Annotated in this window: 23 protein-coding genes, 1 tRNA gene and 2 pseudogenes; 17 read left to right on the plus strand and 9 right to left on the minus strand. The window is 36.3% G+C overall.

The genetic code is table 11. The features are described 5' to 3' along the window. The first annotated feature begins 54 nt into the window (after positions 1–54). The 4 genes from AC1Z3T_RS01450 (at position 55) to AC1Z3T_RS01465 (ending at position 6,525) form a co-directional block, all read left to right on the plus strand. A complete protein-coding gene (locus tag AC1Z3T_RS01450) occupies positions 55–3,126 on the plus strand; it encodes a peroxisomal multifunctional enzyme type 2 (protein ID WP_100885548.1) in 3,072 nt (1,023 codons plus the stop codon). A 126-nt stretch (positions 3,127–3,252) separates the two neighbouring features. Continuing rightward, complete coding sequence (locus AC1Z3T_RS01455; protein ID WP_228153604.1) at positions 3,253–4,416, plus strand: lipid-transfer protein; 1,164 nt, start codon at positions 3,253–3,255, stop codon at positions 4,414–4,416. 146 nt (positions 4,417–4,562) lie between these two features. Further along, the gene (locus AC1Z3T_RS01460) at positions 4,563–5,435 is read left to right on the plus strand and encodes a metal-dependent hydrolase (protein WP_005032431.1); all 873 of its coding nucleotides are present in this window, start codon (positions 4,563–4,565) and stop codon (positions 5,433–5,435) included. Positions 5,436–5,838: 403 nt separating this feature from the next. Beyond that, complete coding sequence (locus AC1Z3T_RS01465; protein ID WP_004828897.1) at positions 5,839–6,525, plus strand: TetR/AcrR family transcriptional regulator; 687 nt, start codon at positions 5,839–5,841, stop codon at positions 6,523–6,525. Positions 6,526–6,549: 24 nt separating this feature from the next. Here AC1Z3T_RS01465 and AC1Z3T_RS01470 read toward each other — a convergent pair whose 3' ends face one another. The 8 genes from AC1Z3T_RS01470 to AC1Z3T_RS01505 all read right to left on the minus strand — a co-directional run bounded on the left by AC1Z3T_RS01470 (position 6,550) and on the right by AC1Z3T_RS01505 (position 13,286). Then, positions 6,550–7,293, minus strand: a complete 744-nt coding sequence (locus AC1Z3T_RS01470; RefSeq protein ID WP_151806756.1) for a hypothetical protein — start codon at positions 7,291–7,293, stop codon at positions 6,550–6,552. 314 nt (positions 7,294–7,607) lie between these two features. Beyond that, entirely contained in the window at positions 7,608–7,967 is a 360-nt protein-coding gene (locus tag AC1Z3T_RS01475) for a cupin domain-containing protein (RefSeq protein WP_004828890.1), read from the minus strand. Positions 7,968–8,044: 77 nt separating this feature from the next. Then, positions 8,045–8,593: a GTP cyclohydrolase I FolE gene (folE, locus tag AC1Z3T_RS01480; protein WP_171064926.1), complete on the minus strand. Its 549-nt coding sequence runs from the start codon at positions 8,591–8,593 to the stop codon at positions 8,045–8,047. A gap of 128 nt (positions 8,594–8,721) precedes the next feature. After that, positions 8,722–9,423, minus strand: a complete 702-nt coding sequence (locus AC1Z3T_RS01485) for a Smr/MutS family protein (RefSeq protein WP_005032424.1) — start codon at positions 9,421–9,423, stop codon at positions 8,722–8,724. Positions 9,424–9,537: 114 nt separating this feature from the next. After that, complete coding sequence (locus AC1Z3T_RS01490; RefSeq protein ID WP_151806754.1) at positions 9,538–10,521, minus strand: hypothetical protein; 984 nt, start codon at positions 10,519–10,521, stop codon at positions 9,538–9,540. A 290-nt stretch (positions 10,522–10,811) separates the two neighbouring features. Then, positions 10,812–11,618 carry an indole-3-glycerol phosphate synthase TrpC gene (gene trpC, locus AC1Z3T_RS01495; protein WP_121775282.1) on the minus strand — a complete coding sequence of 269 codons (807 nt, stop codon included), beginning with the start codon at positions 11,616–11,618 and terminating at the stop codon, positions 10,812–10,814. A gap of 18 nt (positions 11,619–11,636) precedes the next feature. Then, a complete protein-coding gene (gene trpD, locus AC1Z3T_RS01500; protein ID WP_004828881.1) occupies positions 11,637–12,683 on the minus strand; it encodes an anthranilate phosphoribosyltransferase in 1,047 nt (348 codons plus the stop codon). A gap of 15 nt (positions 12,684–12,698) precedes the next feature. Continuing rightward, entirely contained in the window at positions 12,699–13,286 is a 588-nt protein-coding gene (locus AC1Z3T_RS01505) for an anthranilate synthase component II (RefSeq protein ID WP_005032417.1), read from the minus strand. A gap of 718 nt (positions 13,287–14,004) precedes the next feature. Between AC1Z3T_RS01505 and AC1Z3T_RS01510 the strand changes: the two genes are divergently transcribed. After that, complete coding sequence (locus AC1Z3T_RS01510; RefSeq protein WP_483396441.1) at positions 14,005–14,682, plus strand: hypothetical protein; 678 nt, start codon at positions 14,005–14,007, stop codon at positions 14,680–14,682. A 140-nt stretch (positions 14,683–14,822) separates the two neighbouring features. Then, positions 14,823–14,972 carry a hypothetical protein gene (locus AC1Z3T_RS01515; RefSeq protein ID WP_483396442.1) on the plus strand — a complete coding sequence of 50 codons (150 nt, stop codon included), beginning with the start codon at positions 14,823–14,825 and terminating at the stop codon, positions 14,970–14,972. 168 nt (positions 14,973–15,140) lie between these two features. Here AC1Z3T_RS01515 and AC1Z3T_RS01520 read toward each other — a convergent pair whose 3' ends face one another. Next, a complete protein-coding gene (locus AC1Z3T_RS01520) occupies positions 15,141–15,551 on the minus strand; it encodes an EF-hand domain-containing protein (RefSeq protein WP_483396443.1) in 411 nt (136 codons plus the stop codon). 443 nt (positions 15,552–15,994) lie between these two features. On the opposite strand from AC1Z3T_RS01520, the gene AC1Z3T_RS01525 reads away from it, so the two are divergent. The 11 genes and pseudogenes from AC1Z3T_RS01525 to glnA all read left to right on the plus strand — a co-directional run bounded on the left by AC1Z3T_RS01525 (position 15,995) and on the right by glnA (position 23,412). Beyond that, positions 15,995–16,570, plus strand: a complete 576-nt coding sequence (locus AC1Z3T_RS01525) for a hypothetical protein (RefSeq protein ID WP_394892916.1) — start codon at positions 15,995–15,997, stop codon at positions 16,568–16,570. A gap of 60 nt (positions 16,571–16,630) precedes the next feature. After that, positions 16,631–16,735: pseudogene (locus AC1Z3T_RS01530) on the plus strand (IS5/IS1182 family transposase); the annotation flags it as partial. 54 nt (positions 16,736–16,789) lie between these two features. After that, a pseudogene (locus AC1Z3T_RS01535) lies at positions 16,790–17,089 on the plus strand (transposase); the annotation flags it as partial. Positions 17,090–17,226: 137 nt separating this feature from the next. Next, a tRNA-Met gene (locus AC1Z3T_RS01540) sits at positions 17,227–17,303 on the plus strand. A gap of 326 nt (positions 17,304–17,629) precedes the next feature. Then, the gene (locus AC1Z3T_RS01545) at positions 17,630–17,851 is read left to right on the plus strand and encodes a hypothetical protein (RefSeq protein ID WP_004824682.1); all 222 of its coding nucleotides are present in this window, start codon (positions 17,630–17,632) and stop codon (positions 17,849–17,851) included. Positions 17,852–18,088: 237 nt separating this feature from the next. Next, the gene (locus AC1Z3T_RS01550; protein WP_004824680.1) at positions 18,089–18,289 is read left to right on the plus strand and encodes a hypothetical protein; all 201 of its coding nucleotides are present in this window, start codon (positions 18,089–18,091) and stop codon (positions 18,287–18,289) included. A 516-nt stretch (positions 18,290–18,805) separates the two neighbouring features. Then, on the plus strand, positions 18,806–19,066 hold the full coding sequence (locus tag AC1Z3T_RS01555) for a hypothetical protein (protein ID WP_009586674.1): 261 nt from the start codon (positions 18,806–18,808) through the stop codon (positions 19,064–19,066). A gap of 112 nt (positions 19,067–19,178) precedes the next feature. Further along, positions 19,179–19,304 (plus strand): hypothetical protein, encoded by a 126-nt coding sequence (locus AC1Z3T_RS01560; protein ID WP_009586673.1) that lies wholly within the window; start codon positions 19,179–19,181, stop codon positions 19,302–19,304. A 687-nt stretch (positions 19,305–19,991) separates the two neighbouring features. Continuing rightward, positions 19,992–20,933: a hypothetical protein gene (locus tag AC1Z3T_RS01565; protein WP_009586680.1), complete on the plus strand. Its 942-nt coding sequence runs from the start codon at positions 19,992–19,994 to the stop codon at positions 20,931–20,933. 120 nt (positions 20,934–21,053) lie between these two features. Next, complete coding sequence (locus tag AC1Z3T_RS01570) at positions 21,054–21,587, plus strand: GTP-binding protein (protein ID WP_034707885.1); 534 nt, start codon at positions 21,054–21,056, stop codon at positions 21,585–21,587. A gap of 409 nt (positions 21,588–21,996) precedes the next feature. Beyond that, positions 21,997–23,412 (plus strand): type I glutamate--ammonia ligase, encoded by a 1,416-nt coding sequence (gene glnA / locus AC1Z3T_RS01575; RefSeq protein ID WP_208475685.1) that lies wholly within the window; start codon positions 21,997–21,999, stop codon positions 23,410–23,412. Positions 23,413–23,796: the final 384 nt, after the last annotated feature.

The raw sequence follows: 23,796 nt of genomic DNA on the forward strand, positions 1-23,796 counted from the left end.
CATTACAACTACAGTCATTGTTCAAAATAACAAGATATCAGTCAAGGAATCGAAATGTCAGAATTACGCTTTGATGGTCGTGTTGCCATTGTTACAGGGGCAGGTGGCGGCTTAGGACGCCAACATGCGCTTACACTTGCTGCCCGAGGTTGCAAAGTGGTTGTCAATGATCTTGGTGGTGGTGCACATGGTTCTGGTCAATCGTCAACTGCAGCAGACAAAGTGGTCGAGGAAATCAGGGCAATCGGTGGCGAGGCTGTCGCAAATTATGATTCTGTTGAAAATGGTGAAGCGATTGTGCAAACAGCTTTAATACATTTTGGAACAGTGGATATTGTGATTAATAATGCTGGTATTTTAAGGGATGTCAGTTTTGCCAAAATGACCGAACAGGATTGGGATTTAATCATGCAGGTACACTTAAATGGATCAAAAAGTGTATCTCATGCTGCATGGTCAATTATGCGTGAAAAAGGTTATGGACGAATCATCATGACCACCTCTGCCGCAGGAATTTATGGTAATTTTGGTCAGGCAAATTATTGTGCTGCCAAACTGGGGATACTGGGTTTAGCCAATTGCTTGGCGGAAGAGGGACGCAATAAAAATATTTTAGTTAATACAATTGCGCCTTTGGCAGCATCCCGTTTGACAGAAACTGTGATGCCAGCAGATTTGCTTGCCTTACTTCAACCAGAAGCTGTGAGTCCTTTGGTTGCTTGGCTCGCTCATGAAAACTGCAAAGAAACGAAGGGTTTATTTGAGGTGGGTGCAGGTTTTATGGCAAAACTACGCTGGGAACGCAGTGAAGGTTATGTCTTTCCAAATCAGCATGTATTGAGCGTTGATGATGTTGCCCGACAGTGGGACAAAATTACTGATTTCACGACATCCACTCACCCAAGTTCAACCACAGAATCATTTACCCCAATTCTTGAAGGTATTCAACATCCTAACTTAGGGGGGAATGAATTTATTGACTTAGATGTCGCATCTAAAGCCCAACTCGAAATTGAGTCAAGTTATGATGAACGTGATTTATCTTTGTATGCACTCGGGATTGGGGCAGCTCAAAATCCTTTGGATCATTCAGAACTTGCCTATGTCTATGAGTTGGGGAGTGAATTTCAAGCTTTCCCGACTTATGGTGTGATGCCTCAAATGAATGCCATGCTGAATATGGCTAAACAGGGTATTACCTTGCCAGGCATGAATTATGGTTTTGATCGGGTCTTACATGGTGAACAATATACTGAGATCAAACGACCACTGCCACCGCATGCAAAATTAACACATACCTTTAAGTTAAAAACTGCTTATGATAAAAATCCGAATGCAGTGATTACTTTTGCGATTTCTTCTAAAGATGAAAGTGGTGAAGAATTAATTTATAACGAAATGACAGCATTTGTCCGCGGCGCTGGGGGATGGGGAGGTGATCGCGGTGACTCTTTAGAGACCAATATTGCCCCTGATCGTGAACCAGATGCTGTCATAGAAGAAAAAACGGATATCAACCAGACCCTATTGTATCGTTTGTCAGGAGACTGGAATCCATTGCATGCAGATCCAGCTTTTGCCAAAGCTTTTGGCTTTGATCGTCCAATTTTGCATGGTTTGTGTACTTTTGGTTTTAGTGGAAGACATGTAATAAAAGCATTTAGCAACAATGATGGTCGCTATTTTAAAAGTATTAAAGTACGTTTTGCGAAAAGTGTTTATCCTGGAGATACACTATTGACCAAGATGTGGAAAATTTCTGACACTAAAATTATTTTTGAAACATGGGTCAAAGAGCGAAACGAGATCGTCATCAAAAATGCAGCGGTTGAATTGTATAGCGAAATTCCACAAGCCAAAGTTCGTGCTCCAGATATGGCACAGTCTTCAGAGAAAATAGCGGATACCCCTCAAGAAAGTTCATCTGAGCCAGCACGATTAATCGCTGAAGATGTATTTAACGTCATTGCAGAACAAATCGCACAACATCCTGAATGGGTGGATAAAACTAAAACCCAATTTTTATTCAAACTCAAAAATCCAGATTCAATATGGACGTTGGATTTAAAAAATACGCCTGCTTCATGTATACAAAGTGAAACTGCCCATCCAGATGTCATCTTGGAAATGGACGAAGTGCATTTACAAACAGTGGTGACAAGCACTTTAGCTGATGTACAGAAACTTTTTTTTGGGGGGCAATTAAAAATTTCTGGTAATGTCATGGCATCGAATAAGCTCATGATATTACGGAAAATTGATCCTTCAAGTTTTGAAGCGGCTAAAAAGCAGCGTTTGGCTACGGCAAAAGAGCATTTATCAACCGCTTCTGATTCAGATACTTTAACTGCTATGCATCGTGAGATTACGCTTGCAGATGTTTTTACAGCTGTAAATGAATATATCCACACGCATCCAAACATGGTCGAACGCACGAATACAACATTTCAGTTCAAGATTAAACATCCTGAATCGTCATGGTTTATCGACCTAAAACATGACTTGGGCGGTGCAGGTGCTGGGGAGATTGCTGTCCCTGATGTGACCTTAGAAATGGATGAGCAACATGTAGAGACTATATTTAATGGCTCGCTTGCTGATGTGCAAAAGTTATTTTTTAGCGGACAGCTCAAAATTTCAGGAAATGTGATGGCATCCAATAAACTGGTCATATTACAGGATATGGATAAAAAACTGATTGCTCAGGCAAGAGATCAACGGGTAGCAGCAGGTCAAGCACCATTACAAGCTTCGATTTCTTCTCATCAGCAGATGACAACTAAACAGCAAGCCAAAGCATCTGAATTTTTGAGTAAGTTGCAACCCTGTTTTCAAATACATGCTGAAGTGCCTTATGTTTATCAGTTTCATATTACTGAACCACAGCAATCTTGGAAGATAGACTTTGCCAATGGCACTGTGCAACAAGGTGATGATCCCAATGCTGATGTGATTTTAACATTAACGGATCAGCATTTTTATGCGCTGGTTTCAAAGCAACGAGATTTACGTGATTTATATCAGCATGGTGAGCTGATGGTAGAGGGTGCTATTCGATATATTCAGCATCCTGCATTTTTGCAAATCCTGACAGACAGTTTTGCGGCTACAGCAGATCGTATATGAAGTTAAAAATAAATAAGCGTTGAATAGATACAACTAGAAATATCCAAATAATGGCAATCAGCACAGGACAATTGCTGATTGAATTCAAAAAACAATGAGGATTAAGGAATACTAAGACGTGTTAATGTGATTGGCGTGGGTATGACCAAGTTTACCAAACCGGGTGCGAGTGAAGAATATTATGTCATGGCAAAAGAAGCAGGAGAGAAAGCTTTAAAAGATGCAGGAATTGGCTATCAAGAGATTGAGCAAGTTTTTGCAGGTTATGTTTATGGTGATTCGACATGTGGGCAACGGGCTGCTTATACATTGGGTTTAACAGGAATTCCAATTTTAAATGTCAATAATAACTGTTCAACAGGTTCAAGTGCTTTGTACCTGGCAAGACAAGCTATAGCGGGAGGACTGGCTGAGTGTGTGTTGGTTTTGGGTTTTGAAAAAATGGAAAAAGGTGCCTTAGGTGCAAAGTTCAATGATCGTGAACCACCTATGGGGCAACATGCACAAGTCATGTTGGATCTTCAAGGGTTTAATTCATCACCTCCAGCGGCACAAATGTTTGGTGGAGCAGGGCGAGAGTATCGTTGGAAGTATGGTACAAAAAAAGAAACCTTTGGAAAAATTGCTGAAAAAGCACGCCGCCATGCCAGCCATAATCCTTATGCTTTATTTGGTCAAACACTTTCCTTAGAGGAAATCATGGCTTCAGAAGAGGTATTTGATCCGCTCACACGTTTTCAATGTTGCCCACCGACTTGTGGTGCAGGTGCCGCTATTCTTTGCTCAGATGAGTTCGCAAAAAAACATCAGATTTCTAATCCAGTCTATATAGCGGCACAATCAATGACTACGGATTATGTATCAAGTTTTGACGAAAAGAGCATGATCAAAATGGTGGGATATGACATGACGAAACAAGCCGCTCAACAGGTATATGAGGCTGCAGGTATCGGTGTGGATGATATTGATGTCATTGAATTGCATGATTGTTTTACTGCGAACGAATTATTGACCTATGAAGCTCTCGGTCTATGCCCCGAAGGTGAGGCTGAAAAATTCATTTGGGATGCGGAGAATACCTATGGAGGAAAATTTGTCACCAATCCTTCTGGTGGACTGCTGTCAAAGGGACATCCACTTGGGGCAACAGGTTTGGCTCAATGTACCGAATTGGTTTGGCAATTGAGAGGAACAGCAGATCAGCGTCAGGTCAATCATGCCCGTATTGCATTACAGCATAATTTGGGATTAGGCGGAGCATGTGTCATTACCATGTATCGGCGAGATTAATTTTTTCTAATAAAAGCCATAAAAGGGATGCAATGACATATAAATGAGTCGAAATGACCTATGGAATTACATTCAATTGGGTAAAATTCTAAATACAGCACCAGCTAAATTAAAAAAATGATAATCAGCCAGAGGCAGGATGAACCATGGGAATATTAACGAAATTTATTAAATCTGCGGTATATCATGAACCATTACCGATTCGCCGTGATGTAAGATTTAACTTGCCTGCAGAGCGAATTGCAGATTGGCACACACCGGCAGGTCCAATTTTTACGGCATTATTAAATACATTTTCCATTGTATTGCCTATTGGAGAGCGTTTCTTTATTGATGCTGTTCGAGCACACCGTGATTTAGTTCAGGATCCTGAATTGCAAAAAGCAGTCACCGCATTTATTGGACAAGAGGCGATGCATGGTCGAGAACATGAAGAGTACAACAATGCTTTATTTGCTCGATCACCCATTGCGCCAAAATTCGAAGCGCTCGTACTGGATATTTTTGGGCTGATAAAACAGCATTTACCCGCTTATTTTTGGTTGAGTGGGACGATAGCGTTAGAACATTTTACGGCGTTATTGGCCGATTCAGTGTTGCGTACACCTGAATTATTTGATGGTGCAGAACAACATTATGCCAATATTTGGCGCTGGCATGCCTATGAAGAAACAGAACATAAAGCAGTGGCTTTTGATGTATGGAACACCGCAATGGGACAGGGTCCTTATGCATATACAATCCGTAGCTTTGGTTTGGTAATCGCAACCATTGTATTCTGGGGATTGGTGATTCCTGTGTTTCTTAATATCGTCAAAGGAGAAGGAAAGCTCAGCGATATTTCAAGTTGGAAAAAAGCCTATCGTTATACTTTTGGTGATATAGGTGCACTGAGAAAACAATTGGGAAATTATATTGATTATTTTCGTCCTAATTTCCATCCTTGGGATCACGATAACCGTGAGTATATGCAACAAATGGAACAATTGATTTATCAATTGTCAGAAAAAAAGCAATAAGGAATATCACAGTCTGTTGACCATTTGTCTATGTTTGCGACTAGGTGTATTTTTAACCGATCCTACGCGATGAAACCTAGAAAATAGTCGCACTATTTTCTTGGTTTAATGCTTACGATGTATAGGTTTTATGCTCAATTTTAACCTACAGCCAAGCCATTTATGAAATATCAGCAGACCTAGATCAAGTACAATGCGTTTGATGAGATCAGCAAACTTTGATGAGTTGCTCAATCCATTGTGCTTTATCGAAATATTGGACTGTGTTGTAAATATTGATTTATAAATATAGAGTAAGGCACATGACATTGAACCCAGCTATGAATTGCCGACATCTATCAATAACAACAAATCAGGTCTTATTCGGCTCAAATTACTCATAAAATAAGGTTGCAGAATATTGATGAATATATCTCATTCAAATGCTATTCGACGCAGTCAAAATGAACGTAGTGAAGCAATGCGAGCACGTTTGATCGAAGCGACATTACAAAGTTTGATTCAAGAAGGCTATGCAAAAACTACAATTAGTAAAATTATCCAAATTGCACAAGTCTCAAGAGGTTCGCCAGTTCATCATTTCCCATCCAAAGCTGCACTGATGGAGTCTACAGCAGAGCAATTGGTACGTCGTATATACATTGCCTTAGGGAAACTGATTAAGAATATGCAACAATCGGATGATCGTTTACATGATCTTGTTTCAGCAGGCGCAAATTTACTTAAAACACCTGAGATCACAGCATTATTAGAATTATTGGTGGCGAGTCGTCAAGAACCCGAACTTGCTGAGAAATTACAGAAACTATGGATGGCTTCGTACCATACTGTGCATAGTGCTGCAGCACACTATCTTGAACCGATTACTGAGCAAGATCATGTTGGTGATTTAATGATTATTACACTATGGTTTTTAAGGGGAATGGCGGAAGATCGACATCTAAGTCAAAATATTCAACAAGCTGATGAATTTTTTAACCGTTATATACAATTATGGACATCTATTTTAGCCAACCATTTACAGGCTAAAGTGAATGTGAGCTCACCACCACCCAAACCTGTATTTTGGGATCATCTTACAGAATCCTGACTGGCTAGGCACAACTGAATATTATTAAAATAAATAGCCATTTTGACTAAGTATTGTTTTAGCTTTTAAAGTGACTTCTAGTTGCACGTCAGGCGTTTCACTTGTACCCAACAGATTTCGATAAATTATATATTGATAACCACCACTGTTAAAAATATAGTGATGATCTCCCCCAGAACCATCCATCACAACTTTACCCTGATTTAAGATTAAATCAGGTTTTTCAGTTTGTGATTGGTTCACTCCCCATGCAGCATAACGATATTGACCATTTGGCATTTCATCGATACGTATTTGAAATTTGGTTGTTTTGAACTGTAAATCTGGTTTGCTGAAATTTCTCAGTGACGGATGTAGTTTCTGTTTTTGTTGGGATATAAGTTGTGCCTTTAATTTTTGTTCTGCATCACTACTATAGTTGACGGCTTTAATCTGATGACCTTCTAACCAAACTGTACCGCTATCCAGCATGACACCACGCCAACCCACACTTTGCCATTGTGATGGCTTGGAATTGGCGATATTTTGAATCAGTTTAGCGTCAAACACTTGATTAAAGCGTTGTTTCATTTCAGTGGGGGTTTGGATACTTGGAAGTGGTTCTTCACGTGCTAAGGGATAAACAATATGATTTGAAATCGCTGAGATATTTTTTTGTTTAAACAACGCAATTACAAACTGAACATCTTTGAGTTGTTGACTATTTAAGTTGTCAGCAAATGCTGTAGAGGAGCTTAATATTGTGATAAAAATTAATAAATTTTTCATTTATAAAAAGAACTCAATTTTGTTTTTCTAAAGCATACATCTGAACTGAAAATAGAGTCAAACCTTTTGACTATTTAGACAAGTGATTTGATTTCAATCATTCTTATCCAATAGACTTTATGGTTTGTATAAAATTTTTAAGAAGATTTGGTGATCCATTTATTTTGTACTTTTGAATCATCGATGGTCTTTCTATCGTGAGTCGACAAGGATGTTGCCATGTTGAGCTGGGGTATATGAGCAAAAACAAAGCACTGCTTTGTTTGCAGCGCAAGAACCCAGTTAAATAAAACATATTTTTTAGATTGCTGTAATTAAACTTCAACCACTACAAAATATTTTTTTACGGCTTCTACAACTTCAAATGTTCCTTTAAATCCGGGAGGAATAATACCTGCTTCGCCGGCTTGGATTTCTATAAATGTTTGGGTTAGTTGATCATGTAGACGAACAACGCCTTCAATCATTTGGAAAAATTCTTGTTTATTGTCTGCAAATTGAATATGCCAAGCACCAACTTCACATCGCCAAATACCACAGTTCATATTGGGATGTTCATATAAGCTTTCTGTAAGGCGTTTTGGATTTCCCTGTACCAAACGGTCTGCACGAGGATGGTCTACACTCGTTTCACTTTGTGTTAATCCATAACCAGCAAGCCAAATTGAAGACATGATAAAATCCTAAGTAAAATAAAGCCTCAGTAGAATGAGGCTTTAAGAATTATATTTGAAGCAATCAAATAAACGTCTTAATGTGCTTCTGGAACAGCAGAAAGAAACTCACGGCGTGCTTCTTTATCTGTTTTAAAGTCGCCGACAAATGAGACTGTACGTGTGGTTGACTCTTGTTTGCTCACTCCACGCATCATCATACACATATGCGCTGAATCAATAACCACAGCAACACCACGTGCTTGAGTCACTTCAGCAACAGCATCCGCGATTTGTTTGGTCAGTTGTTCTTGAATCTGCAAGCGACGTGCAAACATTTCAGTAATTCGTGCAAATTTGGATAAACCGAGTACATTACCAGACGGAAGATAGGCAATATGTACACGACCATGAAATGGAAGTAAATGGTGTTCACATAAAGAATAAAATTCAATATTTTTAACCAAGACCATTTCGTCATTATCAGAAGGGAAGACCGCATTATTGGTCACTTCTTCAAGCGTTTTGCTATAACCAGACGTCAAGTACGAAAAAGCTTTAGCCGCACGCATAGGCGTATCTTTCAGACCAGGACGGTCTAAGTCCTCGCCAACGGCAGTTAAAATATTTGCGTAGGATTGCTGCATAGACATAAAACGTGTTCACTTATACGGTTTGAACAAGGACGGCATTGTAGCAGAAAAATCGATAAATTTTTTCAATTACAAGATAAACCGCCACTGTGGGAGATTTTGGGATTGAATCAAATAAAGGATTATGAGTTACGATTAAACTTTGGGTTTTTTTCAGCACGTTTAAGTAGCACCAAAACAGCACCAGTACCGCCTTGTTTTTCAGGAGCACTCACAAATGCTAAAACATCGCGGTGCTGACGAAGCCACCCATTAACATAAGTTTTAAGAATTGCTTCAGGACCTTTGCCATGCACAATTTTAATGACATTTTGATTTTCATCTTTTGCCATTTGGATGATTTGTAAAACTGCGGAACGCGCTTCTTCAACAGTACAACCGTGTAAATCAACGGCCTCAAACCAACGAAGATTTCCAGCCTTTAAATCTTCAAAAACCTTATGTTGCAGTGTTGCAATGCGATAACTTAATGCAGCTTGACTGGCAACAGGGTTGAGCATTGCTTGAGTATCTGATAATTCAGCATCATCAGCTTCAAATGCACCTTCAGCGGCAGCACGTTTTGCGAGCGTTTTTGCATCTGGCTTTTTTCTGACATCATTACGCTCAATTTTAGCAATATTGCTGTTATCCAGTTTAGTCACACCTGTTAAAGCAGTTTTAAACAAATCGGCATCGTTAACGTCATCTTCATGGGATGAAAGCACATGTTTGGTTTCGGGTTGTGCTGCAACTTTTGAAGTGTGTGGATGAGTGATTTGTTTTTTGAACTGCTTTAATAAATCCAGTTGAGACTTGGAAAATGTAGAATCAGACTTACTCATAATTGCAAAAAACAATGGACGGCGATATTTGATGCTAATTATAGTCTGAAAGTGATTAAATTTGAACTGAATTGCATTCACAGGATGGTGTGAAATTTAATAGTGCCAAGAAGTTTATGGTTTATTGAGATATGATTCGATTAATTTTAGTACACGTTTATTTTTATATTTCTTTGCAACTTCTAATGCTGATTGTTGCTCATTAAATTTTGAAATACAGACTTTTTCTATTGAAGCACCTTTGTTGAGTAAAAGGGCAACAGTTTGAAATTGATTGAGGCGTATTGCTTTACCCAGTGGTGAACACATCGTGAAATAATATGTGTAGGGTTCGATTTCATCTATCACGATTTGGTTGAGCTGTCTAAGTCTCATATTATTTAAAAAATCCAGATCATGATGTTCGATGGTCGCCATAATTAAATCAATATCATTAAACTCAGTATTTTCGATTAAATATTGAAGATATAAAGCTTTGGCTTTTTTATAATCATTGACGTCCTGACTTTGAGTGAGATTTTTAATTAGATTTTGCATAAATTCATTCATATCATCGAAACGATTGATCGCCGCATAAAACATTAATGTATTCAGCATATAAGGTTCTGCTGACAAATTTTTACCCAGCCAATCTTGAGATTTGACATTAAAATTTTGTTCAAACTGATTTAGTATTTCGAATGAAATCGGTTGAGATTGAATGTTGATTGCTTTGTGCAATCTACGTTCCTGTCCTTTATAAACAAGATGGTATGTCGATTTTTGAACTTCTTTATTTTCGGTGTCGATAGTAAAGTCAATATGGATGGGGGGTCCTTGATAACTGATAATTTGAATTTGGTTGTTTTTAAACAGGTAGTTTTTTTGCTCAAGAAATTCCATATCTATATTTGGAAAAATTTGATCAAGATCAAGTTGAGCAGCAATGATACCTTCAGATGGTTGGGGGATATTAAAATAGAGTATCCGTTTTGAATCAATATAATAGGGTGAACCAGTGTAAATGGGTATTTCCTTTGCCCAACTCATTTGCTGTAACGAATACAACAGCACTAACAATAAAAAAACAAAACTGCGAGTTATAGATTTAGATTTCATTATTCTCAATTCTCAATTCTCAATTCTCAATTCTCAATTCTCAATTCTCAATTCTCAATTCTCAATTCTCAATTCTCAATTAAAAGCAGACTTAAAATAAATTATATTGTTGGTATTTGTGAGAACAATCTATGTAAATATTACTTATATTTAAAATGTAAAACCATAATGCAACAATCAATAAAAGATGAAAGTTAAATAAACTACTTTTCAATCATTAAAAAAATTCTATCAATAGAGGCTAACTATACAGGTATAAAGGGTGAGCAAGCTCACCCTTTACATGAGATTTATATGTTTTCAGGTGTGCCAAAGAGCGCTGTAAAAGCATGATCAGGTCGAGGTTGTTTCATAAAGCTTTCACCCACCAAAAATGAATGAATATCATGTTCTTGCATCATTTGAACATCACTTGGTGTTGCAATACCACTTTCCGTAACCAACAAACGTGTAGGTTCAAGTAATTTTTTCAAACGCAGTGACGTATTTAAATCAACATCAAATGTTTTTAAATTACGGTTGTTCACCCCTAATATACAACGATCTGAAAGTTTTAATGCGCGCTCAAGTTCAGCTTCATCATGGACTTCAACTAAAACATCAAGATTGTGTTCAAATGCCGTTTTTGACATTTCTTCAAGTTGCTGGTCAGACAAGCAAGCCACAATTAACAAGATGCAATCTGCATGTAGGGCACGCGCTTCAATCACGCCATATGGATCAATTAAAAAATCTTTACGAAGGGCGGGTAAATTACAGTGATTTCGTGCAATTTGAATATTTTCATCAGCACCCTGAAAGAAATCAACATCTGTTAAAACGGACAAACATGCAGCGCCTGCTTGTTCATATTGTTGAGCGATTTCGGCAGGATCAAAATTTTCACGAATAATGCCTTTTGATGGCGAAGCTTTCTTAATTTCTGCAATCACACCTGGGCGTTTACTATGTAACGCTTGTGCAAAATGCCGAACAGGGCTTGCTGCATGAGCAAGCTCCTCAACATCCTTTAAACTACGTTGTTTTAAACGAGTAGTAAATTCTTCATGTTTACGATCAACAATTTTACCTAAAATCGTATTGGCAATATCTAGCATGGTCAAATCCTTCTATCCTTAAGCTTCATATTCTTTAAGCGTTTTGGTAAATTCAGACAAAATGCTCATTTTTTCCAAAGCTTGTCCACCGTAGATAATATCATGTGCTAAAGCGACGCCCTGTTTATAGGTATTGGTTAAACCTGAAACGTAGATGCCTGCACCAGCATTTAAAGCAATCATACTTGCTGCTTTTTCACCTTTTGCTGATTTTTTCTTGCCCAGCGCATCTTTTATTAATGCAAGGCTCTCAGCTGAACTTTCGACTGAAAGCCCTGTTAAGGTTTGCGATTCAATATCGACTTCTTCTGGTTGAATTGTCCACTCTGTCACTTCACCATCTTTCAACTCAGCCACATAGGTTGAGGAAGCTAGACTGATTTCATCTAGACCATCTTTAGAATGGACCACCATCGCATGTTCAGCACCTAGTTGCTTGAGCACTTCAGCCAAAGGACGGCATAGTTCTGTCGAAAAGACACCAATTACATAGCGTTTTACCCCAGCCGGATTCGTAAGCGGGCCGAGGAGGTTGAAAATACTGCGGAAACCGAGTTCTTTACGAGGACCCGCTGCATATTTCATTGCTTTGTGATGATTAGGGGCAAATAAAAAACCAACCCCCATTTCTCGAATACAACGTTCAGTTTGTTGCATATTCAAATCAAGATTGATGCCTGCTTGTTCCAAAAGATCAGATGAACCAGACTTTGATGACACACCACGATTGCCATGTTTTGCTATAGTTGCACCAGCAGCAGCAATGACGAATGAGGATGCTGTCGATACATTAAATAGATTTTGTCCGTCACCACCTGTACCCACAATATCGACTAAATGAGGAATGTCACTGACTTCAAGTTTAATCGCAAACTCACGCATGACACGCGCTGCAGCCGTAATCTCGTCAATACTTTCACCCTTTAAACGTAAACCCATCATGAGTGCGCCTATTTGGGCATCAGTCGCTTCACCTTGCATAATGGTGCGCATCACTTCTTCCATTTGTGGTTGAGTGAGTTCAATATTTTTGGTGATATTATTTAAAGCTTGTTGAATATTCATGATTTGCTACTACACTCATTTCGCATAAATTTCTAAAAAGTTTTTAAAGATTTGATGACCATGCTGGCTCAGAATTGATTCAGGATGGAACTGCACACCTTCTATCGGTAGTGTCTTATGTTTTACACCCATAATTTCTTCCATTGAGCCATCTGTTTCATTGGTCCAGCAGGTAACTTCGAGGCATTCAGGAACTGTGGCCTGATCAATCACGAGGGAGTGATAGCGTGTCGCTGAAAAAGGTGAAGGTAAATTGCTGAAAATCCCTTGATCGCTGTGATACATGTCAGATAAACGACCATGCATTACGGTTTTGGCACGAATAATATCGCCACCAAAAGCTTGACCAATCGCTTGGTGTCCTAAACAAACGCCAAGTGTTGGAATTTTTCCAGCAAAATGTTGAATTGCTGGAATAGAAATCCCTGCCTCAGTTGGAGAGCAAGGACCAGGACCAATGACCAGATACTTTGGTTGCCATCGTTCAATATCCTCTAAAGTCACGGCGTCATTGCGAACAACTTTTACGTCTTGGTTTAACTCGCCAAAGTACTGGACAATGTTATACGTAAAGCTGTCGTAATTATCGATCATTAGAAGCATATTGATACTAACCTATAGAAATTTATCAATTTATTTTGTTTGGTGATTTAAGATAGCCGTTAGGTTACCCGTTTTGGAAAAAGTACCTAGTTACAGCACAAAATAAAAAAAGCCTGCTAGGTGCAGGCTATAATATCAGATTCTTGTTTAAATTCTTCCACTTTTTGCTTTACATAGGACTCATACCAGAACACATTTTTTTCCAAAATTCGATTGGGCTGTTTGATATTTCCTTTGTTAATTTCAGAGTAGAACTTTTTGCGACCTTATTCTAAGTAATCCATAATAACCTTAGCTCGGACATGACGATCAATTTCCATCAACCTTCCTCCTTTTCTTCTTTAGGTGTTTCTGGCAGTGGCATCCCGTAGGTAATATTTTCATTCTGAACATAGCACTCTAGCTTTTCTGACCATTCATAAAAAAATTCCTTCATCATAATAAATCTCAGTTGATATATTTTCACGTGACTTATCAAAAGTTAATACATCTTCGCCATTTTTAGGCTTTTCAATTTCTACACTAATCCAATTCACGCCACTTCTCCCAAACTCTTAGCGGAAATGATGAATGGTTAAAGAATCAAGAGAGCAACTTGAAAGGAAGAATTGCCGAGATAGAGCGAGGCAACCATGCAAATTCCTAAAGGGTGGTAAGTTTAAAGATTTTGAAGGGAAATAAAGATATAATCAGTCTTTATTTTGACTTTAGAAGAACTATGATTCTATTAAAAGATATTGTTAAAAAAATTAGTTTTGCCGAGTACATGACAATCTCATTTGTAGTATGTGTTGGTATGTCTCTATTTCATAAATATGGTTTCTATGCTGCTATTGGGGTTGATTGGTATCCAAGCCTATTAACACCTCAGTATCTTTTAATATCTTTTGTGAATTACTTAGTTCCTACTTCAATTGGAGTTGTAATAGGTGGATATGTAGGAATAAACTTTAATGCAAAAATTGCACATATTAATTTTGTTTTATGTTTATGTTTCATAATAATTTTAAATCCATTTATGAAGTTATTCTCTAATTATCAAGCATTAATTAGTGTAGGTTATTTTGGCTTAATAACGTCATTAACCTTAATTGAGGTTTACTTTAGACAGGAAAATAATAAAGGCACTAAGCCTACAATCTTAGATAAGTTGATGGGTGTAATACCTGTAATTGTTGTTGTTTTTGCTGTAGTGATGCCATATTTCTATGGGTTGGAGGAGGGGAAAAATACAATCCAAAATAAAAGGAACCTAAATTATGCTATATTAGTAGATAAAACTATTTGGCGAATTGTAGAAAGTAGTAATGACAAAATACTATTGTTATCCGATAAAGAGAAAAATACATTTAAGATTGTTGAATATAAAGACATAGATAAAATCATTACTAAGTAATCACCCAAAAAACCAAAACACATTAAGCACAACACTAGCCCTATCACTAACGATGGAGCTTTTTTATGGCTGGTCACAAATTAAATACATCTGGTATGACTGAGAGTTAGTAATCAGAAGAACAAACAAATACTGAGCAAATGCCTGAAACTGTTGCAGATCAAGTCGCAATTGAGAGTCAGCCTGTTGAGTCATCACACGAAGATTTATTGTGTGATCAATTGGCAAAAGCTAAAGCTCAGATCAAACAATTAAAAAATCAATCTCAATCTGCTTCTACAGGGATTTAACAATTTAAACAGCCTGCAAAGCATGTTCCAGTTTTAACAAAAGATGGATAGACCCAAAGAAGGCTGATTAATGTGCGGAGGTGGCTTTGAAAAAGTCTTATCTACTGTTACAGATGCAATCGGCTTATGGATTAAGCAATTCAATACCCTGCTTATGGATAACATCGATCAGGTCTGAGCTAGTACAAATAAAATATTCATAAATTTTTGCCATGTAGAATCTGGTTTAATTTGCTCTCGATATTCTAATTCCGCACATGGATTTGTAAAATAGTAACTATAGACACCTTCAGCAAACTCATTTTTACTGAGTTTCCCATTTTTATCATCATCTAATTTCTCGAATATACTTAACCGATTGGGGTCTTTTTTTGATGGTGGATCTACCCATGGAATTGGCTCTTTTAATAGATTTAGTGCAACCCACTCATTTTTTTCAATGAATTTATTTTTGTTTTTATCAGCAGCTTGAAAAAGCATTGCCCAATCTGGTGTTGCAGGTTCACAGCCGTAAACAAAGTTACTTGCGGTTGTACACAACATTATCAATATATAGTGTCTTATTTTAGAAATTTGCATACCAATTCACTGTTAAAAGATGGAATCAATAATGCCAAATGTCGTTTTAGCTTACAATAAAGAAAAAATTAGCAATTTGCCCTGAACACTTTCTAAGATCATTTTTGTAAATCAATTAAAAATGGGCGTCACATGACTGACTCAATCAAAGTGGTTTTTATTTTAGAAGATTTAAATTAATGAAAATTTAATTTCCGATGTACTTTAGATGAAAACTCATTTAAATAAAGTGTTAATAGTTTTACACATATTTAGTCGAATAAATATTCATTTTTTCTTTACACTTTGTTACATTGGGCGCACTTTATAATAAGTGGTCATGATATGAAAAAAATCACATTTGAATTAACTATTGTGCTGAGCTTTGTTTCATTTGCCGATTTGGGACGAGGTCACCAATTGTTGAATCGTACGTTTTCTATGACCATGTGAGTGCACAGATTGTGAAATATATTGCAGGTGCGCTCATTATTATCGTGTTATTAATCGGATATTTCATCAATAAAAACAACAAGGAAGACATGGCACGATTAAAGATGGCTGAAATTCAGCAAAATACAAGACTTATGCAGAATAAGATAGATGAAGTTCAAGCTCAACGAGAATCAGAAGCGAGAATAAAAGCAAAAGCGCTAGAACAATCGGTGAAAGAAAGACAAGAAGCTTACATTTATGAAGCTCAACAGTACTCTTCAAATGAAAGTTATCATGATATGAATAAACAAACTGAAAACGAGTCGATTCCAAATCGATATAGTGAACAAGAGTGGAAAGATATTTGTAGATCTGCATCATTGACAGCAAGAACGGTAATGCATAACAGACAACGTGGTCATTCAATGAGTGATCAATTTGATGCATTATTACCAAATTCAGAACCTCAAATCAGAAGTTTAATTGAGAATATGATCAAACTAGCATATGGAAGTACACGATATAGTACACCTGAGAGTATGAAAAGGGCTGAATTAGAGTTTGAAAACGAATATCACTTAATTTGTTTACGCTCTTATACTTAAAAAAATGACTTTGTTGCACAAACTTGTTCTTAAAGGCTTCTTTAGTAATATAATTTTTGAATAAAGAAGTCTACCCCGAAAATCTATCGTACTATGAATTGGTCCTCGTACAACCAAGCTCTAATTAGTCGTGGTGATTTCATCATTTGGTTTGATCCAAATACCTAATAGTACGCTAAGGAAAATGGCAAACAATGGCGCACTCCAACCTATTCAGATGCAACTTCGATAATTCCACCCAGGAAAAATACCAAGCCTTGGAAAGATAAACGAGCGAGTTCAATTGAACGTAATGCACTATTTGATACAGTAAAACGTCTAGGCAGAACAATATGGAAGAAATAGGCAAGGTATTATTGCAGAAGTTTGGTTGAGACCAAGATGCACTGCATCAAATTATTAGGCGATAAATTGCATGCAAGGAACTTCGAAAGTCAGGTCAATGAGGTTCATGCATGTATTGCCGTATTGAATAAACTTACTGAATTAGGTCAACCACATACCCAGATTGTATCTTAAATTCGGTCAACATAAGAAAAATTGGCTTTTTTATGTTTGTGTAACAAAGCCGATAGGCGGAAATTATATTTTTTAACATAACTAAAAAATAAACATTGTGTTACTGTTCTATTCAGCGTATAACTGTGACTCATTGCTGCGGGATGGAGCAGTCTGGTAGCTCGTCGGGCTCATAACCCGAAGGTCGTTGGTTCAAATCCAGCTCCCGCTACCAATGAAAAATTTAAAGTTTATAGCCTAGTTAGCTCTATGCTTTCTAGGTTTTTTTTATTCAATGCCGTACTTATTAGTAATTAGTTTAGAATATCGGATAAGTTATTTTGGTTAAAGTATTGAAAAATATATTTTTCTATTGATTAGAATTTAAATCAGGGTTGGCTATGTTCCAACTCATATATGTATTCCCTATAAATATGCTGATGTAAAAATTGGAAGTTTAATTTTAGGCGCAATTGCCTCTCACAATTGGATTTTAAAATATCTCTCTCAAATAGTGAATGACTGAACTGTTTTACAAAAGCTCAATGAAATGAGTAAAAAATGAATTTAATAAATGGATGGACGATTGCTAAAGCAGTCAATGGAGATCAAATTCAAGTCAGAATTATTCCACTGAAGCGTAAACAAAATAATGTTGGCGGCATTTCTTGGGTTGAAGTAGGCAAGCAAATTCAACTCGAAACAGGACAGAAGTGTAATTTTAATCTCGATGGACGATCTTTCTATATTGGATTAAACAAACTTTATCGAATAACACTCTAAAATGTTCCATGTACCTTTGTTTTGATTGAAATTATCTTATGGCTTGCTTTGGCTTCTTAATTATTCAAATATTTTTGCATTGTTGAGTTAAAGATTAACTTGGAAAATTTATAATTTTTTGATAAAGAAAAGAACCATAATCGAGAGGGGGTATTTGAATCATATCTCGCTTATGGTCAAGAAAGATTATCAAATGATGAGCTTTTCTATAGCCGTCATATATATTAAAATTGAACCATGAAAAGATTACAGAAAAAACTCCAAAGTCCTCTATCGAATTGGACCACTGATCAAGACTGCTATTTGATTGAAAATAGTGTATTACCTATAGAAAGTTTAGTTCATCATTTACCTTTTACCGAGGAAGAAATCCGTAAAAGAAAAGAAACTCTTGGATTGGTTAGAAGACAAAGACAAATGATGAAAGCAATTCAATAGAGATAAATTTATTTAATTCAATGTGTTATGTTTATAAAATTGAGTTAGTCGATCTAAATTATTTGCTTTAAATGATAATCATTTGCATTTATATTGAATCAATAGTATAGTCTCTAGCAAGAATTAAATAGAATAAAACAGGACATACTAGACCGCCCAGCTTGCATTCTCCTCAAGCTGGGCTTTATTTAAACTGCCTATTCTCATATCAAAAAGTGGGACTAGTTTTAAATTAGATTAGGTACTATCAAATTTAAGTATTTAGAATGCATCTTGTTCGCAGGAAAGTAATCTCTTTTATTTTTTAATGGAAAAATCTTCAAATAATGTCGCATTTTTTATAACTTAATTTAAACAAAGTAAATGAAAAGATTCATGGTTTTTTATAATTAATTGATATTAATTAATGATTTAATATGTATTTTTGAAGATTGTTGTAATTTCATTATTTATACTGAATTAGGTGTTGCATCCCTCATAATCAATGACTGTGCTTATTAATATGAGATTTTTACCATGTTTACTCCTGCAATTACTGAAACGAGAATGCACCAGAATCAATCACAATATTTTTCAATTGAGCAACTCAAAAGATTTTTGAAGAAGCAAATCAGATTAAAAGCAGATCAAGGCGAATTGTTTGTGAGCGAATGTCTTGCAAAAGATTTCGCTCTTCATGAACTAGACAAATTAAGTGAAGAATTTAAGAAAGCTGGATACAAGGTAAAGCTTAAAATGATAGGAAAAGAAAAAATATTTTCTGTTTTCTGGAATTGATAGGCGATTATTTTTTTTCAGCACAGTAAAAAAAATTGTGAGTTTCACGAATTCAACAATTTGATTATTATTTTCTGCTATTGTTTAATTTTTAAGCAAGATTGGGCTAGATATGAAAATCATTTCGATTGTAAGTTTAGTTTTATTATTGGGCTTAACTGCGTGTCAAAAAAGAGATTCGGATACGCAAAAACAAGATCAAACCACGACACCGCATTCGGTAGATAAAGACAGTTAGATCTTCATACTGTTCATTTTAACAAACAAAGTAGATTATATTGGATTACTGTCAGGTTGTTACTCTTAATGAATGTAGCCTCGTTTTGCGAGGCTTTAAACCAATATCATATATGATGAAAGATTTGGCAGTACAAAATAAGAATAGTTAACAATTCACATCTCAATAAGCAATCACAAGTCGCATTCGAACAATTCAATTTGATCTTATTTAAAAGCCTTGTGACTCAATAATATATCCTAGGATGCAGTGTGATTTGTACCAGCAAATCAGGAACAACGATTTTATAGAATCTTTTAGTATATGAGAATGAGAGATTATCTCACTTAAGCTCAGCATGAGAATGATTTAATATACAAATGTTATTAATATTTTTAAATAAAATATTAAGTTTCATTAAATTTTTTAATTGATTAATATTTACCTTCGGTGGAGTTGGGGGCAAAAGAAATTCAGATGTTATAATTAAGATATTGAATTTTATATATTTTATAATAAATAACTTATTTTATTTATTTTGATGAAAATATTTTATTTAAAGCTCAGTTATTATATTCTTGTATTTGAAACATTAAATTGTATATTAACTTTGCTACAATTTTTTCACACTTACGATAGTGTTTTTTGTTTTATTTTTTGATAAAAATGATAAACTGGTCACACTCTATACGAGGCCGTGGGGGCTAAATGAAAGAAGAAGTAAAAATTGCGATATTTGGCTTGAGCTTAAATGTACTTGATGCAATAAAGCAGAAAATACGATTGATGTATGATGACTCACTTCAAGTAAGTTGGGCAAACATTGCTGATCCGCATTTAGATATTCTTCTTGTGAATGATATGTTTTTTAGTTCTCCTACAATTCAAAATTTGGTGGGTGTAAAAAAAATACCTTATCTAAGGTTAATCAATAAAAATGAAAAATCAGGGCAAATCGAAGGGGATAAGCTGTATTTACCTTTTTCTGCCACTGATGAAATTAGAAAATGGTTTAAAGATCGTTATTTCCATGTGCCTGTTAGCCATAAAACAGTGCATATTGTAAATCAAATTTCAAAAACTTTAGATCTCACAAAAATTGTTCCAGAGTTTTTTAATGAAAGAAACGGTAATGTACAAGTTTTTGATGCCAAGGGTAATATTGCATTAGTGAATATTCGAACTCAGCAAGTATGGGTGGATGCATTACGTAAAATTCAAGGCACTGATGTTTCTTTAAATTTTACTTATGCCACCATGCAAATGGCGCAATCAGTGAGTTCAAATCAAGGTATCGAACTTAAGTCTTGGTTGTGGAATCTATTGTGGTATTCCAATGATATTAATACCACAATCCACAAAGGGGACTATTATCAACTTATTGATTGGCCACAGCCTAATCATCAAAATGAAAGACAAATGATTTTTAAAATAGCAGCTTGTTTTGAGCAAGGAGCGAGTATTGCCCAAGTGGTGCAAAAAACGGGTTATAGTAAAGATCAGATTTATAAATTTGTCTCAATTGGTTTATTGAGCAACATGCTCAAAAATATACCTGAAGAAGAAGCAAAATTAATTGTTGAGGAAAAACAGTCGACAGGTGTTCTACGTGGTTTCTTTGGTAAATTACGGAAAAAATTAGGGCTGTGATTTGGTAGCTGATTGTTCAACTTGAAAATTGATTGCATAAACATGGTTTTTTTAAGTTGAAAAATAAGTACTACAACTTAATCAATGTGTAGCAATAAGAACTTGAATAAAGGTGATAATGTGATTTTACAACAGTATAAAATTGTATTTGGTGGCAAGATGGGGGCAGGTAAAACTGAAGCGATTAAGTCTTTGTCTGAAATTTCAGTTTTATCTACTGAAGCACAAAATACTGATGAACAATCACACAGTAAAGCGTTGACCACTGTTGGGATTGATTACGGCGAAATCCGTTTAGAAGATGGTGTTGTTGTAGGTTTATATGGGACACCAGGACAAGACCGATTTGATTTTGTCTGGTCAGTGATCTGCAAAGGTGCAATAGGTGCTGTAGTATTGATTGATCACTCTCAAAAAGACGCAATTGAGGATTTGAAGTTTTACTTTCAAAGCTTCAAAGAATATGTAAACAACATTGTTGTCGGGGTAACGCATGTCGACGAAAACCCACAGCAGTTGCTAAAACAATATAAAGATTGGATGAGTTTAAATCAGGTCAATATGCCCATTTTCGCTGTAGATGCGAGAAAGCAAGATGATGTATTGTTAATGGTTGAAGCATTGATTGCTCGAGCAGAAGTTGAATTTGGATAAAATCATCAGCTCTTTATAATAATACGTTCAATATGAACGTATTTTGTCTGAATACACAGCGTATCCATTTTATGGATATGCTTTTTTAATGTGCTTGAAAAGATTGAATGTCATCATCACTGTGAAAAATTTGAAAGTAAGCACCAAGATAAAACATTTTAACGAATGTGCACAAAAATAGTGCGTTAAAATAGTGCTGAATGATTTTAAAATAAGAAGTGTGTCTGAATATGGTGCAATTCTATTTGCACTCAGTATAATAGAAGCGAAATAATGGTTGCTAAGCTTATTTTCTGATAAGAAATTCAATAAATTAGCAATTATTTTAAAAGTTGGTATGCTAATTGCTTTATAGATACCAACTACTAACACGCACTTCACAAGTGCAACAAAAATTCATTGGAGCAAAATGAGCATGGCGAACAAGGTCCTTCAACTCATACAAGAAAGTGGCGCAAAATGGGTCGATTTTCGCTTTACTGATACTAAGGGTAAAGAGCAACATGTAAGTTACCCTTCGGATACTATCGATGAAGATACTTTCGAAGATGGTAAAATGTTTGATGGTTCTTCAATCGCTGGCTGGAAAGGCATTGAAGCATCTGACATGATTTTACGTCCAGATCCTGAAACTGCTTTCCTTGATCCGTTCTTTGCTGAAGCGACAATTGTCGTGACTTGTGATGTTATTGAGCCTTCAACTGGTCAAGGTTATGACCGTGACCCGCGTTCAATTGCTCGTCGTGCTGAAGAGTATTTAAAATCTACAGGTATTGGTGATACTGCATTCTTTGGTCCAGAACCAGAATTCTTTGTTTTTGACGAAGTTAAATGGGACATCGACATGTCTGGCGCTCGCCATACTTTGATCGCTGAAGAAGCTGCATGGTCTACTGGTAATTCTTACGAATCTGGTAACTCTGGTCACCGTCCACGTGTGAAAGGTGGTTACTTCCCAGTTCCTCCTGTTGATTCTCATCAAGATATGCGTGCTGAAATGTGCGCGCGTATTGAAGACATCATGGGTCCTGGTCGTGTAGAAGTACATCACCATGAAGTTGCATCATGCCAATTAGAAATTGGTGTGAGTTTCAACACGATGGTTCGTAAAGCAGACGAAGTTCAACAGTTCAAATATGCAGTGTGGAACGTTGCTCATCAATATGCAAAAACTGCAACCTTTATGCCTAAACCAATGGTAGGTGATAACGGTTCTGGTATGCACGTTCATATGTCGATCTCTAAAGATGGCAAAAACTTGTTTGCTGGTGATGAATATGCAGGTCTTTCAGAGATGGCATTGTACTTCATCGGTGGTATTATCAAACATGCTCGTGCGTTGAATGCGATTACTAACCCTTCTACAAACTCGTACAAGCGTTTAGTACCACACTTTGAAGCGCCGATCATGCTTGCTTACTCAGCACGTAACCGTTCTGCGTCTATCCGTATTCCTTACGTTTCTAGCCCTAAAGGCAAACGTATTGAAGCACGTTTCCCAGATCCAATGATGAACCCGTACTTAGGTTTCGCGGCATTGTTGATGGCTGGTCTTGATGGTATTCAAAACAAGATTCATCCAGGTGAAGCTGCTGACAAAAACTTATATGATCTTCCTCCTGAAGAAGAAGCAAAAATCCCAACAGTTGCTCACAGTCTTGATATGGCGCTTGAAGCACTTAAAGCGGACCATGACTTCCTTCTTAAAGGTGGCGTGTTCACGAAAGAAATGTTAGATGCCTATATCGATCTTAAAACTGAAGATGTTCGTCGTTTAAATACAACGACTCACCCAGTTGAATTTGATATGTACTATAGCTTGTAATTCAGATCTGAATTTAAGCGATAAAAACCTGCCTCGTGCAGGTTTTTTTATTGATTAATCATTCAAATTAATCTCTATAATTGACTTGAGTTCCAATATTTTAATTTTAGTGATTGCTTGGTATTGATGGAAGGTAAATGATTCAAAGAACAGTCAATCTGTGAAAGAGACATACAGTAAAATACAATTTCTTTTGATCAATAAAATGAATATTAAAAGTACGTAGTTTGAGATATAAAACTATCAATGTCACGTTTTACATCTAAAGTTTAAATAGATTGATGAAGGCAATATCTCAACATAGAAAAACGCTCTATGATGCAAAAGTATAAAACAAAATAATCACTAAAAGATTATAAGAGTTTGTACTAAATTGTGTAGTAT

This window comes from Acinetobacter sp. B-6, assembly GCF_056930735.1.

Excerpts from the sequence above, each read along its gene's own strand:
- trpD (WP_004828881.1), bottom strand. The coding sequence starts at position 12,683 with ATGAATATTCAACAAGCTTTAAATAATATCACCAAAAATATTGAACTC.
- AC1Z3T_RS01470 (WP_151806756.1), bottom strand. The coding sequence starts at position 7,293 with ATGAAAAATTTATTAATTTTTATCACAATATTAAGCTCCTCTACAGCA.
- AC1Z3T_RS01505 (WP_005032417.1), bottom strand. The coding sequence starts at position 13,286 with ATGCTTCTAATGATCGATAATTACGACAGCTTTACGTATAACATTGTC.
- AC1Z3T_RS01560 (WP_009586673.1), top strand. The coding sequence starts at position 19,179 with ATGAAAATCATTTCGATTGTAAGTTTAGTTTTATTATTGGGCTTAACT.
- AC1Z3T_RS01555 (WP_009586674.1), top strand. The coding sequence starts at position 18,806 with ATGTTTACTCCTGCAATTACTGAAACGAGAATGCACCAGAATCAATCA.
- folE (WP_171064926.1), bottom strand. The coding sequence starts at position 8,593 with ATGCAGCAATCCTACGCAAATATTTTAACTGCCGTTGGCGAGGACTTA.
- AC1Z3T_RS01485 (WP_005032424.1), bottom strand. The coding sequence starts at position 9,423 with ATGAGTAAGTCTGATTCTACATTTTCCAAGTCTCAACTGGATTTATTA.
- AC1Z3T_RS01565 (WP_009586680.1), top strand. The coding sequence starts at position 19,992 with ATGAAAGAAGAAGTAAAAATTGCGATATTTGGCTTGAGCTTAAATGTA.
- AC1Z3T_RS01460 (WP_005032431.1), top strand. The coding sequence starts at position 4,563 with ATGGGAATATTAACGAAATTTATTAAATCTGCGGTATATCATGAACCA.
- AC1Z3T_RS01545 (WP_004824682.1), top strand. The coding sequence starts at position 17,630 with ATGAATTTAATAAATGGATGGACGATTGCTAAAGCAGTCAATGGAGAT.
- AC1Z3T_RS01465 (WP_004828897.1), top strand. The coding sequence starts at position 5,839 with ATGAATATATCTCATTCAAATGCTATTCGACGCAGTCAAAATGAACGT.
- AC1Z3T_RS01550 (WP_004824680.1), top strand. The coding sequence starts at position 18,089 with ATGAAAAGATTACAGAAAAAACTCCAAAGTCCTCTATCGAATTGGACC.
- AC1Z3T_RS01520 (WP_483396443.1), bottom strand. The coding sequence starts at position 15,551 with ATGCAAATTTCTAAAATAAGACACTATATATTGATAATGTTGTGTACA.
- AC1Z3T_RS01475 (WP_004828890.1), bottom strand. The coding sequence starts at position 7,967 with ATGTCTTCAATTTGGCTTGCTGGTTATGGATTAACACAAAGTGAAACG.
- AC1Z3T_RS01490 (WP_151806754.1), bottom strand. The coding sequence starts at position 10,521 with ATGAAATCTAAATCTATAACTCGCAGTTTTGTTTTTTTATTGTTAGTG.
- AC1Z3T_RS01515 (WP_483396442.1), top strand. The coding sequence starts at position 14,823 with ATGCCTGAAACTGTTGCAGATCAAGTCGCAATTGAGAGTCAGCCTGTT.
- trpC (WP_121775282.1), bottom strand. The coding sequence starts at position 11,618 with ATGCTAGATATTGCCAATACGATTTTAGGTAAAATTGTTGATCGTAAA.
- AC1Z3T_RS01510 (WP_483396441.1), top strand. The coding sequence starts at position 14,005 with ATGATTCTATTAAAAGATATTGTTAAAAAAATTAGTTTTGCCGAGTAC.
- glnA (WP_208475685.1), top strand. The coding sequence starts at position 21,997 with ATGAGCATGGCGAACAAGGTCCTTCAACTCATACAAGAAAGTGGCGCA.
- AC1Z3T_RS01450 (WP_100885548.1), top strand. The coding sequence starts at position 55 with ATGTCAGAATTACGCTTTGATGGTCGTGTTGCCATTGTTACAGGGGCA.